A 14891-nucleotide genomic window follows, 5' to 3' on the forward strand; every position below is an offset into this window, starting at 1 on the left:
CTGTCTAGCGGTATGGAATAAACCTTTATATTTGTGCGAAATATAATTTGGATATGAAGAATACTTACAAATTGATATTATTTCTTCTCTTGATAACCCATGCCTCTTTCGGCCAAGACGTGAAAGGGTATATTAAGGATGCGGAGAGCAAGGAAGCTTTAGCCGGGGTAAACGTTTTTTATAAGGACAAAGGGGGTACGAGAGGAACTGTGTCTGATATAAACGGTTATTATGAGCTGAAAGTGACGGATGGCGACGCTGTATTGACTTTTAGCTATCTGGGATATGAAACGTTGAGCGTTCCCGTGAAAGTAGATCCGGGAGAGTTCTTGACGCATGACGTATCCTTGCGAACAAACTCAAACATGATGGACGAGGTCGTCGTGAGCGTCGGGCGTTATGAGCAAAAGCTAAGCGATATTACCGTCTCTATGGAATTACTGAAAGCGAAAGATATCACTCGTCAGTCTCCGAAAGATTTAACGGACGTATTGAAGAATATCTCCGGTGTGGACGTGACGGACCGGCAACCTTCCGTACGCGGTGGTACGGGATGGACCTATGGCGTGGGTAGCCGTTGCTTGATTCTGGTGGACGGAATGTCGGTGCTAACTCCGGGTTCCGGCGAGATAAACTGGAATATGATCCCGATGGAGAACGTCGATCAAGTAGAGGTACTGAAAGGGGCCTCTTCCGTATTATATGGCTCTTCTGCCTTGAATGGTTTGATTCACGTGAAAACGAAACGCCCCGGATTGGATCCGGTAACACAGGTGAACGTACAAGGAGGATTGTATGGAAAGCCGCGCCAAGACGGGACGCCTTTATATGGAGGCTTGGATCTCTCTCATTCCCGTAGGATCAAGAATTTTGATTTGACAGTGGGGGCTAATACATTCTTGGACGACGGGTATCGGCAGGATAATTACAATCGCCGTGTCCGGGTCGGTGGGAATCTTACGTATCACGATCCCCGGGTACAAGGGTTGAACTATGGCGTGAACGTGAATTATTTGTATAACGATTATACCGGTTTCTTTATCTGGCGTTCTCCGGAGGAGCCCTATATTCAATCTCCGCTGGCGAATATGGGACGCCGTGAGAATACATTTTATATAGATCCCTTCTTGAATTATACGAATTCGGAAAAAGGGACGACTCATCGTTTCAAGGGGCGTTTCTTCCATCGGGGAAGCCGTATCATCACGCATACTACGGATAAGTCTCTTTTTGACATAACGAATAATATGGGTTTTGATATCTCATCCGTCCCGGAGATTATCAATATGGCGCAAAACTGGCAAACCGAGTTATTGCCGACCTTCTTACCGTATTTGCCGGAGGTGATGAACGGGAAGGTGAGCGGATTGATGGCTGAATTGGGCAAGCTGGGAAATCATTTTTTCCCGACAGCTACCTCGGCGGATTATATGGACTTGATTTCTTGGGTGATGGGACGTACTCCGCTACCCGATAAGAATAACGTAGGGGCTTGGTTGGTAGATGCCATGAAACCGATGGAGAAAAAAGCGCCGGAGGCTACGGATCATACCTATTCCTATAATCTGGATTACCAATTCAGCAAGAAGTTCGAACATTCACAACTCACGGTTGGAGGTACTTATGAGCGTATTCATGCGGATTCGAAAGTGACCGGGCAGCATAGTAGCGATAATGTGGCTACCTTCCTGCAATATGATCATAAGTTTATCGATCGTTTGAACGTCTCGGTCGGTGTTCGTCTGGAGTATTACCGGGTCGATGATTTCTACCGGGAAGCGGAGACGAAGATTTTCGGGGCGAAGGTTCCGGTAAAACCTGTTTTCCGTGGAGGCTTGAATTATGAATTGGGTGAGTATAGTTTTATCCGGGCATCTTTCGGACAGGGATACCGTTATCCATCCGTTACGGAGAAGTTTATCCTGAAGGATATCGGAGGTGTGGGAGCTTTCCCGAACGCTGAATTGAAAGCGGAGCAAGGTTATAATGCCGAACTTGGTTTCAAGCAAGGCTATAAGTTCGGCAATTTGAAGGGCTTTATCGATGTGGCCGGCTTTTATACCCGTTACAAGGATATGATCGAGTTCCGTTTCGGCCTGTTTAATAATAAGACCTTCGATTATATCGATGGGCTTTCCAAGTTGTTCAATGCGTTCTCTAGCGGCGACGGCTTAGGAATCGGCGCTCAGTTCACGAACGTAGGCCGGGCGGAGATTTATGGGGTAGACTTGTCTACCTCGGGTGTGTATGAGTTTAACCGTGATACTCGTCTGGCATATACTTTGGGGTATGTTTATACGAATCCGATCGATATGGACGTGGATTCACGGAACGCGGAGGAGGAAGCGAATGATGACTTAATGGCGATGCGTTCGAAATCGAATGACAGCAAGTATTTAAAATATCGCCAGAAACATTCCGTAAAGGGGGTATTTGATCTGGAATGGAAACAGTTTAATATCGGAACGAATATGTCATGGAAAAGCAAGACATTGGCGGTCGATTATTTTATGGTCGATGAGCGTACGAAAGCGGAGCCTAACCTGATGGATTATATGCGCTCGATGCTATTCGGAAACTTACATGATTATTGGGCAGAGAACAATAAAGGATATTTCGTCATGGATATGCGTGTCGGGATGAAAGTGACGAAGAATGTCCATGTACAAGGACTGGTGAACAACCTCTTAAACAAGCGCTATAGCGCCCGCCCGATGGATGTCGGCGCACCCCGGACTTTCATTCTGCAAGTAGGAGCCAATTTCTAACAAATTACCTAGTTGTAGAGACGGAGCGTGCTCTGTCTCTACAACATGTGATAGTTTTTCAATTCGCTTCGTAAACGAATCGCTTGATTGTCCGTCACCTTATCCATCAGTTTCCAGAATCTTTCGCTATGGTTCATCTCGATCGTATGGCAAAGCTCATGCAATAATACATAATCCACCAAATGCCAAGGAAGAAGCATTAATGATTGCGAGAGGTTAATGCTCTTCTTCATTGTACAACTTCCCCAATGCGTTTTGCTATTATTGATTTTCACCCCGGTCAACATAAATCCATGTTGTCTAGCCAATAGCGTGATACGTTCCGGCAACAACCGTTTCGCCTCGTGGCGGAGCGCCTTCTCCAGCATGGATTTCAATAAGGATTGCACCTCTTCCTCCTCGAAACGAGTCTCATTCGGACAAGCGATATGCAGTACTCCATCCTCCAATCTCATGTAGAAATTACTTCGCTCGGTGCGGAAGATATGCAAGCGGAATGTCGTAGCCTGTAACTCCGATCTTTCGTCGAGCAGGGGCCGGGCCGGATGCTTCTGGAGCGCTTTTACCAGCCGGGCCTTGTTCTCCATGATAAAAGCGATCATACGTTTCTCGTCTCCCCCGGGTGGCATCGTGGCGGTTATCTTTCCTTTTGATATCTTGAGCGTGTATCGAGTGGCCCGGGGAGTGGTACGGAGCGTTATGACTCCCAAATCCTTGTCTTGTATATTCTTTTCCATTCCTGCCACAAAAGTAATACATTGAGAAAAACAATAATACGATGGAATTGATTATCTTCGCGATCGTAAAGGTTAAAAACATAATCAATATAATAAATTAGCAATCATGAGCAAAAAAGCACTTTTAATTATCTGTGATGGTTGGGGAATTGGTGACAAAGGTAAAGACGACGTGATCTTTAACACGCCGACTCCATATTGGGACGAGTTATTGAAAACTTATCCAGCCTCACAGTTACAGGCTTCTGGCGAGAACGTTGGTTTGCCTGACGGACAAATGGGTAACTCTGAGGTGGGCCACTTGAACATCGGTGCTGGCCGTATCGTTTACCAAGATTTGGTGAAGATCAACATCGCTTGCCGCGAGAATACGATCATGGAGAACCCGGAGATCAAACGTGCTTATAGCTACGCGAAAGAGAATAATAAGCAGATCCACTTCATGGGCTTGGTTTCCGATGGTGGTGTACATAGCTCTTTGGAGCATCTTTTGAAGTTGACGGATATCGCCAAGGAATACGGAATCAGCAAGGCTTATGTACATTGCTTCATGGATGGCCGTGATACGGACCCGAAGAGTGGTAAAGGTTTTATCGAGACGTTGGAGAATCATCTGAAGACTACCGGCGGTAAGATCGCTTCTATCATCGGACGTTATTACGCTATGGACCGCGACAAACGTTGGGAACGTGTGAAAGAGGCTTACGACTTATTGGTCGAAGGTAAGGGTAAGCAAGCCGAGTGCATGGTAAAAGCGATGGAAGAGTCGTACGCCGAGGGTGTAACGGACGAGTTCATCAAGCCGATCGTTCACGTTGAGAACGGAAAGCCGGTTGCTGTTATCGAGGAAGGCGATGTCGTGATCTTCTTCAACTATCGTAACGACCGTGCGAAAGAGCTTACGGTTGTATTGACTCAGCAAGATATGCCGGAGGCCGGTATGCATACGATCCCTGGCTTGCAATATTTCTGTATGACTCCGTATGACGCTAGCTTCAAGGGTGTTCATATCTTGTTCGACAAAGAGAACGTAAATAATACGCTGGGTGAGTTCTTGGCAAACGTAGGTAAGACTCAGTTGCATATCGCCGAGACAGAGAAATACGCTCACGTGACTTTCTTCTTCAACGGTGGCCGTGAGACTCCGTTCGATAGCGAGGAGCGTATCTTGGTCCCTTCTCCTAAAGTGGCTACTTACGACTTGAAACCGGAAATGAGCGCTTTCGAGGTGAAAGATAAATTGGTGGACGCTATCAATACGAAGAAATTCGATTTCATCGTAGTGAACTATGCCAACGGTGATATGGTAGGCCATACGGGTATCTACAAAGCGATCGAGAAAGCGGTCGTAACGATCGACGCTTGCTTGCACGATACGGTTGAGGCCGCTAAAGCCAACGACTATGAGGTAATCATCATCGCTGACCATGGTAACGCGGATCACGCCTTGAACGAGGATGGCACTCCGAATACGGCTCACTCCTTGAACCCTGTTCCATTCGTTTATGTGACAGCCAACAAGGACGCTAAAGTAGAGGATGGTATCTTGGCCGATGTGGCTCCTTCAATCCTTCACATCTTGGGCTTGAAACAGCCGAAGGAGATGACTGGCAAGTCATTGATTAAATAAGAGCTAGGCGCATCTTATGATCCAGATAGATGACACTTTAGTAAGTCTTGACGTTATCGAGCGTTATTTTTTATGTGATCTTTCCAAATGTAAGGGGGAGTGCTGCGTGGAAGGAGATTCCGGCGCTCCATTAGAGGATTCGGAGTTGGCGAAGCTCCAGAAAGTATTGCCCATTATCTGGGATGATTTATCCCCGAAAGCTCAAGAGGTCATTAATAAGCAAGGCGTAGTTTATATCGATGAGGAAGGCGATACGGTTACCTCTATCGTGAACGGCAAAGATTGTGTCTTTACCTGTTACGACGCCGATGGTACTTGTAAATGCGCTATTGAGAAAGCATACCGGGAAGGTAAGACGGATTTCTATAAGCCTGTTTCTTGCCATCTTTACCCGATACGTGTCACTCAGTATCGGGATTTCAAGGCCGTGAACTATCATCGCTGGAGCGTTTGTAAGGCAGCGGAGATCTTAGGAAAGAAAGAGCAATTGCCGGTTTATAAGTTCCTCAAGGAGCCCTTGATCCGTAAGTTCGGCCAGGCTTGGTATAAGGCCTTGGAAGAGTGTGCGGAGGAATGGAAGAAGCAGCGTGAGGAGTAGCTTTTAGATCGTTTATAAATATTAAAAATCCCTTCAGTCTCTCCCTTTGATAACTATACGTTAAAAACGGATGGAGGCTGAAGGGATTTTGTTTTATAGTCGCTCTATTTCCTCAAGGGAAAGGCCGGTGCATTTTTGGATGATAAGAGGGGTTATTCCCTCGGCTTTCATATTACGTGCCGTAGATTCTTTCCCTTTTTGCAGTCCTTCTTGCAATCCTTCTTGTAATCCTTTTTGCAATCCTTTTTCCATGCCTTCTTCCATCCCTTTTTTCATGCCTTTCTCAACGGCGAAGTCCAAGGTGTTATAATAATCATTATACATCTTCCACTCCGCCTCGTACTGCGCTCGTTGTTTGGGGGTGAGGTTCGCCATGGATCCGATGCGTTCCAACCGCTCGAATATGGCCTTGCGTGCCTTGAAAGGCATTCTGTCTAATGTATCCATATGCTTTAGTACATAAATCCAACGTTCAAAATCTGTCTCGCATTCTTCCTCCTCTTTGTTGAATCGAGGAAGCTCAATATAGATCTGGCGGAACTTGGGGTTGAATACCTGTCCGTTCTCCCGATCCGCCAGCACGATGTCCCTTCGGAACTTTCCTTCGTTCCTGTTATTGTTTGGCCTGTTCTCCTCGTCTAGCGTGAAGTTCAAGAAAAAAACACCGTACACGGCCGCCAGCTCATAGTCCCATGTTCCCTTTATCCCCTGTTCCACCACCGAGTGCGAGAGGTAGTATAAGGCCCTGTCCTTGAAGTGGGGCTGTTCCCTGTTCTGCATCTCGATTATGATCCGTTCGCCCTTGTCGGTCTCGCAATGGATATCGAAGATGACCTTCCTTCCTTGCTCTGTCTCGGGCAATCGCTCATTGTTCATGATCCTCAGGTCCATGATAGTATACTCCCCTTCGAGGAGGTCATTCAGGAACTCGATTAAAATGTCCTTGTCCATTTCCCTGCCGAATATGTGCTTGAAGCCGAAATCGGTGAAGGGGTTGATAAATTTTCCCATAGTGTTTATAGGTTTTAGTGATTAATAGGATATAGATGGCTCTTTTCCATCTTTGGCGATAAAGATACGATTTTTATTATATGGGGCATTCATTTAGGCTTTAAAAAAACACGTACGTCTTTTTTTCGGAAATATCTTGTGTAGTTTGAGTGAAGACGAGATATAGTGAACGCATAAAGGATACAGCCTTAAAGCTAAAGGTGGGTTAATGAGGCTTTCCGCGTCAAATGTAAGCCATAGCTTATTTGAAAATACGGGAAACATGTGCCTGTACAGGCCCTGATAACCAAGAAACGGGCCCTCTCATTGGCTGTTGAAGTGAATAACTAATCACTTGGAAAGCCTTTTTATATCGGAACCAACAAGGTCTTCTCAGTGGCTTTGGGATGCGGTTCAGTTATCCTGCGGGGCTTTTCCATGTCGATTATTCTGTTATAGCCCTCGCAGATGGATGGTAAGCGAAGCGGCGATAATCATGACAGTTTGCGCGAAACAAGGCTGTTTGTTTGACATACCTCTTCTTTGGTGAAGTCTAACTAGAGAGAAGAAATAGGTGAAAAGGGCCTTTTTGTCTCTTATTTATAGGTAAAAGGTCGCTTTTCCGGTGAGAAAGGTGGTGTTTGCCTACGCAAATATATGCGTTAGCCAACGCAACTGTATGTTTTAGCCGACGTAACCGTATGTATTAGGTGATACATACGGTAGTAATTCCCATCGCATACGATAGAAATGGCCTTCACATACGGATGAATTACAGGTTTTAGCCTTAAGAATATGAATTAGGATGAATAATTTTCGCCAGAACGAAAGGGCATATTCCGTTATCTTGTTATGGAATAACTACTTGCGAATATTTTTTCTCGTTTTACGGAACTATATGTATAATCTCCCGGAAAATTCGATTCTCAAGGGCTTTAATTTACAAAGTGTCACAATGACAATCCGTAAATTCCGGATGACTCGTTTAATATAATATTAATGTACGCCTGTACATTAATTAATGCTATACTATAAAAGTTGATGAATAATAGATTGAAATGATATCTGGAGTATGGAAACGACTAGTTTAAACGAACGATTCTTTTAGTCATTTGCAAAGGTACGCGTTTCTTCGATACTTGCAACCCTTCCGGGCTATTTTTTTACAGCTTATTCTCTTTCTTATCAATAGGATAGGTTATCCTTTACGAAACAAGCGATTCCTTCAACAAACCTTTCTATTTACCCCTTATAAAACGCAAGATTAAAACCTTCGTTTAAACTAGTCGTTTTTGAATGACAAAGCAATCGATACGATAACGTAATGAGCTGATTATCTTAATAAACACTAGTATTAATATTAATTTTAGAATTATGAACAAAAAGTTTTCTACTCTTTTGGCTGGTGCTGCGCTTCTGGGTGCGGTGACGGCTAATGGTGCTGTTAAGCTGAATCAAGGAGCGAATAACGGTCTTTATCAGCTTAAGGCAGGTTCTGCTTTCTTGAGTATTACCGAAAATTCCACGACTCACGAAGATGAAATCAAAATGGTTTCTCACTCTTCCGCAAATTTAGGAGGTACAATGTGGTGTGTAACGGTTGATGCCGAGAATCAAGGACAGAATCCTAAGTATGATTTCACGAACAAGATCGGAAAGTTTTTAGGTCTTGAGATCAGCACGATCAAAGGTAAGGCGGCGGCTCCGTTAGCTGCTGTACCTGCTGTTGTCGGTGGTGATCTTTCCGGTTGGAAATTCTCTCCTGTATTTAAGAATGGTGTGGAGAAATCCGTTCTCTATTCTTATTTCACGAATGACTCTGTAATCGGTTTGAAGGTGAATACTAGTGGCGATGTAGAAATGGTTAAAACTATAGCTACTACAGCTGGTATTACTGCCGCTGGTTTCACTGAATTTGAGTTGGTAGAGGCCGCTTCGATCGTTGTCTCAGGTGCTGATGAATTGAATACGATCTTTGGTACCCAAGATAAGAAAGCTGGTATCACATTGAAGTTTACTCCGGATGTATTAGGAGATGGAGCGGTAAACTACTTTACCGAGAAGAAGTTCACGGTTGAAGCTTCTGGAACTGCTAATTATTTCCATGTATTGAGAGCCGACTCTTCTTACTTGTACGTAGATACTGCTTATACGAATGCTGTGGGTGGAGCTAAGTTCTTGGCTTATAACTGGAGCAACTTAAAGGATACTTATAAGACTGGTACTAAGAATCATGCTACTCCGAAAGATTCTATCAATGCTACAGATTTATCAGACCAATATAAATTTATGTTTACATATTGGCCTTCAAATGACAGCTTGGAGATTCAGGTTAAACAATCTTTGTTAAAAACAAGTGAGACGTATTGGAAAGATGTTACTGCTACTACAGCTATGCAAAATCAGCATATCTCTTTGCAAGAGTTGCTGAAAGACAAGGTTCGTATCTTGACGGTAGATGCGGCTCAAAATACTAAGATTGAGTTAGGTTTCGCAGGTTGCAAAGTTTTGCCTACTACAAAGACAACTGTTGATGATGGTGTTTATGTAATCAGAAATGCTAAGACTGGTAAGTACTATGCTGCTCCGCTTTATAATGAATCTGCATCTAGTAAATACGAGTGGGTGACTTTGGATATTCAAGATGCTGCTCATATGCCTGCTTATCAATGGGTTGTGTTGAAGAAGAACGTAACAGATAAGAATAAGGTTTCTGCTGTAGATTTGTATAACCGTGAGTATAATGACGGTACGGCTGCTGATGCGACTCTCCAATTGAATAAAAATGCGGGGGCTACTTATATGTATGCTGCTAGTTTTGGTGACTCTTTGGAATTTATCCCAGTCGCTAAAGAAATCTATACTGATAAGTATGTGGGTTATAAGCATCTGACTAATGATGAGTTGATCACGAACAAATATACTTTCAACTACTGGCATCCGTACGCATCTGATAAATTTATCGGTGTTAAGGATTCTACGATGAATGTGTTAGAGGGTAAGAAAGCGTTCACTCTTAAGTCTTCTTACAAAGAACATGCTTATGGCTATAATCCTTCTGAGGAGGTTTCCGGTAATGCGGACAAGAAGATCACGGGTCGTATCCCTGGCTTGGTGAGACCGGTAAGAACGATGTATATCATTACTAATGGTGAGACTACTTTCCGTAATCATAACGTAGCGGTAGAGTCTAAGTATAAATTGAGTAAGTATTATCCTAATACTACGAATGACTCTGTTTACTTCAAGGAGAACAACCATATTGAGGGTAACCATTACTATGCTATCCTTGAGGCTACTTCCACAGGTGCTATCAGCACTCATAAAGCAGGTGTTTCCGATTATGATGCTTCCGCTACTTTGAAAGCTCAGGTAATGGGTGAGACTCGTACTTCCGCATTCGCTATCGCTCCGGACGAGACTCCGTTGTATCGTCAATTCAATAATGAACTTCTTGGTGAGAACGTTGATAATTCAGCTGATAGCTTGATGTTCAAGGAAACTATCCGTGGTGAATATTTGATGGATGAGCATAATGGTGCCTTGTTGAACAAGGATGTTGATTACGCTGGTATCTGGAGTGAGGGTAAGGCTGATGGTAAGTTGGCTTTCCGTATTGACACAGCATGGTTAACTCGTGGCGCAGGTAAGGTTAAACCTCAATACTTGGTATCCGCTTATCGTGAGTTGATCGAGGGTGAGAAGATCATTCCTTGTACTGAGACAGGCAAGCATATCACTGCTGATGGTCAAGTTACAGAAGATCCATATCAATGTGTACATGCTGTTCATGTGAAGACTCCAGCATTCATCTATGGTAAGTATTTGGTTAACTACTCAGACTCTGCTGCCGCTGTTGCTGCTCGCAAGGAAGCTCTTAACCCGTACTTGTTCAATACGAAAGCAGTTTCAAACAGTAGCTATACTCGTGTAGGTTTCGTTCCTGCCGTTCAATATGGTGATACCTTGATCGTTTTGACAGGTAAGTACAAAGCTATGACTGCTGATCAATTGAAGAATGAGGGAATCGAGTCTATTATGGCTGTTTATAAGAAAGATTATCCGAAATTCATCAACGTATTGTCTGGAGACAAGCATAAGAACGTAACTTGGTCATTCCGTTATGTAAATCCGGATAAGGCTGCTTTAGCTTATGTAGATGGTAAAGAGGGTGAGAACAACTCATTCTTGATCGAGTCTAACGTATATGCAACAGGAACAGATGGTGATAATCAATATCAGACTATCAAGGGTGATTTGGCAAAAGCTATCGCTCCTAATGAAGCTGCCGCATGGTTGAAGATGCACAATGGCTGCTTGGTATTGACAGATGCTAGCTCTACATTTGGTGCCGCTAAGACTGGTGGTGATGGAGCATTGGTATTCAACGCATATTCTAAGACTGAAGATGATGATATGGTAACATCTAACGATAACATCAACAATGTTGAAGGAGTATCTGTAATCGCTGGTAACGGTACAGTAACTGTTCAAGGTGCTGCTGGCAAGTCTGTAGTTATCACTAACATCTTAGGTAAGGTTGTCGCTGAGACAGTTCTTACTTCTGACAACGCTACAATCGCTGTACCGGCTGGTATCGTAGCCGTAGCTGTTGATGGTGAAGAGGCTGTTAAGGTAGTCGTAAAATAAGACTAACCGATGGACTAAACGAATAGAGGCGGGGAGACCCGCCTTTATGTAATATATAATTAAATAACTATGCCGCAATAAAGAAGTATCCCGTGACGGGTGAACACGTGGCATATTAATACTAAAGTAATTAAAAGTTCTTCCGCAGGTATCCTCGTGAGAAGAGAGAGCGGATCAAAAAACAAGCCCCGTGGGATTTATCCTATGGGGCTTTTATTTATCGTATCGCCACCTTGCGTACCGTATCGCCAATGCGGATGATATAATATCCCTTTGCGATATCTACGACATATTCGGCGGTGGACTGCTTGACTTCGATTTCTTTCACCTTGATGCCTACGACACTGTAGATTTCCAAGATACTCCCGACAGGAGCGTTCTCTACCTTGATGCGATTCTCGTAGGCCGTGATTTCGATAGGAGAGGGATCTTCTTGCCTAGAAGCAAATGTCTTGACTCCCGATTTATTAGCTTGCGCATAAACCGGATAACTTGCGGAGAATGCAAGTGCCAAAGCGATGATATGTATAAGCTTCATTTACTTGTCCCTAAATTCGTACAAATGTAGAAAGTTTTCCGCATATTAGAAAGTAATTAGCTTTATTTCGTAAAACGGATGTATGATTATACGCTAAGCCTCATACCTTCCTCTCCTAAGATCGTGCCGGGAAATATCTTGTCTGCTTCTTTCTTTAACGGTGCCATATCCTCGTAACGAGCCGAGTAATGACCGATAACCAATCGCTTCACTTGGGCTTTATAAGCAATCTCGGCCGCTTGGCGGGCGGTAGAGTGGAAGGTCTCTTTCGCACGTGCGGCGTCACATTCAGCGAAAGTCGCCTCGTGGTATAATAAATCCACCCCTTCAATGATGGGGATTATAGATGGGTGAAAAGCTGTATCCGAGCAATAAGCATACCGTTTGGGAGCGACGGCAGGGCGGGTTAAGCGGGCATTCGGGATTACCTCTCCTTCCGGGGTGACGAAATCAGCGCCCCTTTTGATCTCTTGCATCATACGGACGGGAACTTGATAGAAATCTGTCATCTCCCGGATGATATGCGCTTCTTTGGCTTTCTCGGCGAATAAATAGCCACAACAGGGTATACGGTGCTTTAACGGAATGGAATAAACGCTTAAGGAGCGATCTTCCATAACCAACGAATGAGTTGTCGGGTCGATTAAGTTAAAACGGATCTCATAAGGCAACCCTTTACAAAAGATATCAAGTATCGGACGCATATAGCTCTCGATCTCTTTCGGCCCATGAATAACAAGTTCTCCATTACGTCCCAACATACCTAATGTAGAGATCAATCCCGGTAGCCCGAAGCAATGATCTCCGTGTAGGTGGGAGATGAAGATATGATTTAAACGACTGAATTTTATACGCATACGACGCATTTGCACTTGCGTGCCTTCTCCGCAGTCGATCATGTATAGTTTATCTCGTAAATCTACTATTTGAGAGGTCGCCAGATGGCGTGTCGTGGGCAATGCGGAACCGCATCCCAATATGTTTATATCAAAATCAGCCATTTGTTGTCTATGGGAATAATTGAGTGCAAAGATAATACAAAAGCATTTCTGTTCTGTGAAAAATAACAAAAAAACAAAGTGTAATGTATGCAGGATGAGGTGGATTCCATATATTTGTTTGCTGTCCTTCGGGAAAGCGAATATACAGTCGGTAAATAGACTTAAGATATTTTTTTCTAAGCCTTAACTAACTTTTTCTTTTTGTTTAAAACGGTTAAATGTAGAAACGGCCAAGCGTGAGCTTCGCCGTTTCCTTTTTTTATTGTTATTTTGAAATCTAAATACCTATATCTAATAAATTATGTCATTTAACAATCTACGATTATGAACAAGAATTTTATCTCTGTTTTCTTCCTGATGCTCGCTATGGGCGTATCTGTTATGGCCCAGAGTTATGAGGAAGATTTGGCTTTTTTTAAGGAACGAGTAAAGACTTTAGGCTCGGATGAGTTCGGAGGGCGTAAGCCTTTGACCGAGTATGAGACGAAAACAATCCATTACATCGCTGATGAATTTAAGAAACTAGGTCTTCAACCTGCTAATGGCGATAGTTATTTCCAGCCGGTGAAGGAAATATCTACTTTTACCCGTCCGGTAAAGGATAAGATCACGGTGAAATGCGCGAAAGGGTCTATGGATTTGAAGTTCTCGGATGATATTGTCGTTTGGACGAACCGGGGAACTGAGCAGGTAGTTATCCCTACTACGGACTATGTGTTCTGTGGGTTTGGCATTAATGCGCCGGAATATGGATGGAACGATTATGCGAATGTAGACGTGAAGGGGAAAATCGTTATCGCTATGGTGAATGATCCCGGTTTTTATGATACGTCTTTGTTCCGTGGAAAGAACATGACTTATTATGGCCGTTGGACTTATAAGTTCGAGGAGGCGCAACGCCAAGGTGCCGCAGGTTTATTGGTTCTTCATAACGAGGCGGCCGCTTCGTATGGTTGGAAGGTCTGTCAGGCTTCTCACGTGCAGACAAATATCGCTCTTTGCTCGGAGACAATGAATGCGGAAGCTTTGGGCATGAAGGGATGGCTCTCGGAGGAGGCTTGCAAGAAAATGTTCGCCCTTAGCGGATTGAATTTTGATGAGACGATTGCCGCGGCGAAGAAACCGGGTTTCAAGAGTTTTACGATGAAGGCGAAAAGTAAGGTTATATTAAATGTAAAGATGACTGTAGGCGAGTCTCATAACGTGGCGGCTGTTTTACCGGGCACGGACCTGAAAGACGAATACTTGGTTTTTACCGCTCACTGGGATCATTTTGGGATCGGCACGCCGATAGATGGGGACAGTATCTATAATGGCGCTAGCGATAATGCTTCGGGCGTGGCAACCTTAATGTTATTAGCTAAGAAATATCAATCATTGCCTGTTCATTCCCGTCGTTCCATCGTATTCGTGGCGGTGACTTCCGAGGAATGTGGCTTATTAGGTTCTCAGTACTATTGTGAGCATCCTTTGTTCCCTTTATCTAAAACGGCTATTAACTTGAACTTTGACGGCACGGCTCCGCGTGAGCGTACCCATGATATTTCTCTCCGGGCTGCGGGTAAGACGGATACGGATGCCTTGGTGATCGCTATGGCCTCGGCACAAGGACGGACCGTGAAGGTTATTACCGAAGATCCTGCGGGTGGTTATTTCCGTTCCGATCATTTTAATTTCGTGAAAAAAGGCGTACCTACGATTTTAGTTGGTGGCGGTAAGGATTACGTGGATAAAGCACGCCATGAGGCTAAACCGAAAGTTTACCGGTATCACCAACCGAATGATGAGTATGATGAATCTTGGTGGGATTTTGATGGGGCTATGGAAGATATGAACTTAATGTTTAGTATCGGTTTAGTTATCGCCAACAATGATGAGATGCCTAAGTGGACAAAAGAGGCGGACTTCCAAAGGCAATAGATTAATGTGCCAATGTAGCAATATGCCAATATGCTAATGTGTCAATTAAGATACTATCA

The 14891-nt window shown here is 43.9% G+C and carries 9 protein-coding genes; 5 read left to right on the plus strand and 4 right to left on the minus strand.

The window, feature by feature from the left end:
• Nucleotides 1-53 precede the first annotated feature (53 nt).
• Entirely contained in the window at nt 54-2768 is a 2715-nt protein-coding gene (locus tag HMPREF0999_RS16540; protein WP_009276430.1) for a TonB-dependent receptor, read from the plus strand.
• 38 nt (nt 2769-2806) lie between these two features.
• Here HMPREF0999_RS16540 and HMPREF0999_RS16545 read toward each other — a convergent pair whose 3' ends face one another.
• On the minus strand, nt 2807-3505 hold the full coding sequence (locus tag HMPREF0999_RS16545; RefSeq protein ID WP_005861055.1) for a M48 family metallopeptidase: 699 nt from the start codon (nt 3503-3505) through the stop codon (nt 2807-2809).
• Between the two features lie 106 nt (nt 3506-3611).
• On the opposite strand from HMPREF0999_RS16545, the gene gpmI reads away from it, so the two are divergent.
• On the plus strand, nt 3612-5135 hold the full coding sequence (gpmI, locus tag HMPREF0999_RS16550) for a 2,3-bisphosphoglycerate-independent phosphoglycerate mutase (RefSeq protein ID WP_005861057.1): 1524 nt from the start codon (nt 3612-3614) through the stop codon (nt 5133-5135).
• A gap of 16 nt (nt 5136-5151) precedes the next feature.
• Nucleotides 5152-5733, plus strand: coding sequence for a DUF3109 family protein (locus HMPREF0999_RS16555; RefSeq protein ID WP_009276431.1), 582 nt, complete (start codon nt 5152-5154; stop codon nt 5731-5733).
• A gap of 93 nt (nt 5734-5826) precedes the next feature.
• On the opposite strand, the gene HMPREF0999_RS16560 is transcribed toward HMPREF0999_RS16555, so the two are convergent.
• Nucleotides 5827-6744 (minus strand): Rpn family recombination-promoting nuclease/putative transposase, encoded by a 918-nt coding sequence (locus HMPREF0999_RS16560; RefSeq protein WP_009276432.1) that lies wholly within the window; start codon nt 6742-6744, stop codon nt 5827-5829.
• Nucleotides 6745-8097: 1353 nt separating this feature from the next.
• Between HMPREF0999_RS16560 and HMPREF0999_RS16565 the strand changes: the two genes are divergently transcribed.
• A complete protein-coding gene (locus tag HMPREF0999_RS16565; protein WP_009276434.1) occupies nt 8098-11373 on the plus strand; it encodes a DUF6383 domain-containing protein in 3276 nt (1091 codons plus the stop codon).
• 217 nt (nt 11374-11590) lie between these two features.
• Here HMPREF0999_RS16565 and HMPREF0999_RS16570 read toward each other — a convergent pair whose 3' ends face one another.
• Nucleotides 11591-11911 carry a T9SS type A sorting domain-containing protein gene (locus HMPREF0999_RS16570; RefSeq protein WP_005861068.1) on the minus strand — a complete coding sequence of 107 codons (321 nt, stop codon included), beginning with the start codon at nt 11909-11911 and terminating at the stop codon, nt 11591-11593.
• Nucleotides 11912-11997: 86 nt separating this feature from the next.
• Nucleotides 11998-12912, minus strand: coding sequence for a ribonuclease Z (locus tag HMPREF0999_RS16575; protein ID WP_005861069.1), 915 nt, complete (start codon nt 12910-12912; stop codon nt 11998-12000).
• Nucleotides 12913-13236: 324 nt separating this feature from the next.
• Between HMPREF0999_RS16575 and HMPREF0999_RS16580 the strand changes: the two genes are divergently transcribed.
• Nucleotides 13237-14832, plus strand: a complete 1596-nt coding sequence (locus tag HMPREF0999_RS16580) for a M28 family peptidase (protein ID WP_005861072.1) — start codon at nt 13237-13239, stop codon at nt 14830-14832.
• Nucleotides 14833-14891 lie beyond the last annotated feature (59 nt).

The organism is Parabacteroides sp. D25 (assembly GCF_000307475.1).
GTDB lineage: Bacteria > Bacteroidota > Bacteroidia > Bacteroidales > Tannerellaceae > Parabacteroides > Parabacteroides distasonis.

What these genes read in the sequence shown, in the direction of transcription:
- HMPREF0999_RS16540 (WP_009276430.1), top strand. Translation starts at nt 54, where the DNA reads ATGAAGAATACTTACAAATTGATATTATTTCTTCTCTTGATAACCCAT.
- HMPREF0999_RS16545 (WP_005861055.1), bottom strand. Translation starts at nt 3,505, where the DNA reads ATGGAAAAGAATATACAAGACAAGGATTTGGGAGTCATAACGCTCCGT.
- gpmI (WP_005861057.1), top strand. Translation starts at nt 3,612, where the DNA reads ATGAGCAAAAAAGCACTTTTAATTATCTGTGATGGTTGGGGAATTGGT.
- HMPREF0999_RS16555 (WP_009276431.1), top strand. Translation starts at nt 5,152, where the DNA reads ATGATCCAGATAGATGACACTTTAGTAAGTCTTGACGTTATCGAGCGT.
- HMPREF0999_RS16560 (WP_009276432.1), bottom strand. Translation starts at nt 6,744, where the DNA reads ATGGGAAAATTTATCAACCCCTTCACCGATTTCGGCTTCAAGCACATA.
- HMPREF0999_RS16565 (WP_009276434.1), top strand. Translation starts at nt 8,098, where the DNA reads ATGAACAAAAAGTTTTCTACTCTTTTGGCTGGTGCTGCGCTTCTGGGT.
- HMPREF0999_RS16570 (WP_005861068.1), bottom strand. Translation starts at nt 11,911, where the DNA reads ATGAAGCTTATACATATCATCGCTTTGGCACTTGCATTCTCCGCAAGT.
- HMPREF0999_RS16575 (WP_005861069.1), bottom strand. Translation starts at nt 12,912, where the DNA reads ATGGCTGATTTTGATATAAACATATTGGGATGCGGTTCCGCATTGCCC.
- HMPREF0999_RS16580 (WP_005861072.1), top strand. Translation starts at nt 13,237, where the DNA reads ATGAACAAGAATTTTATCTCTGTTTTCTTCCTGATGCTCGCTATGGGC.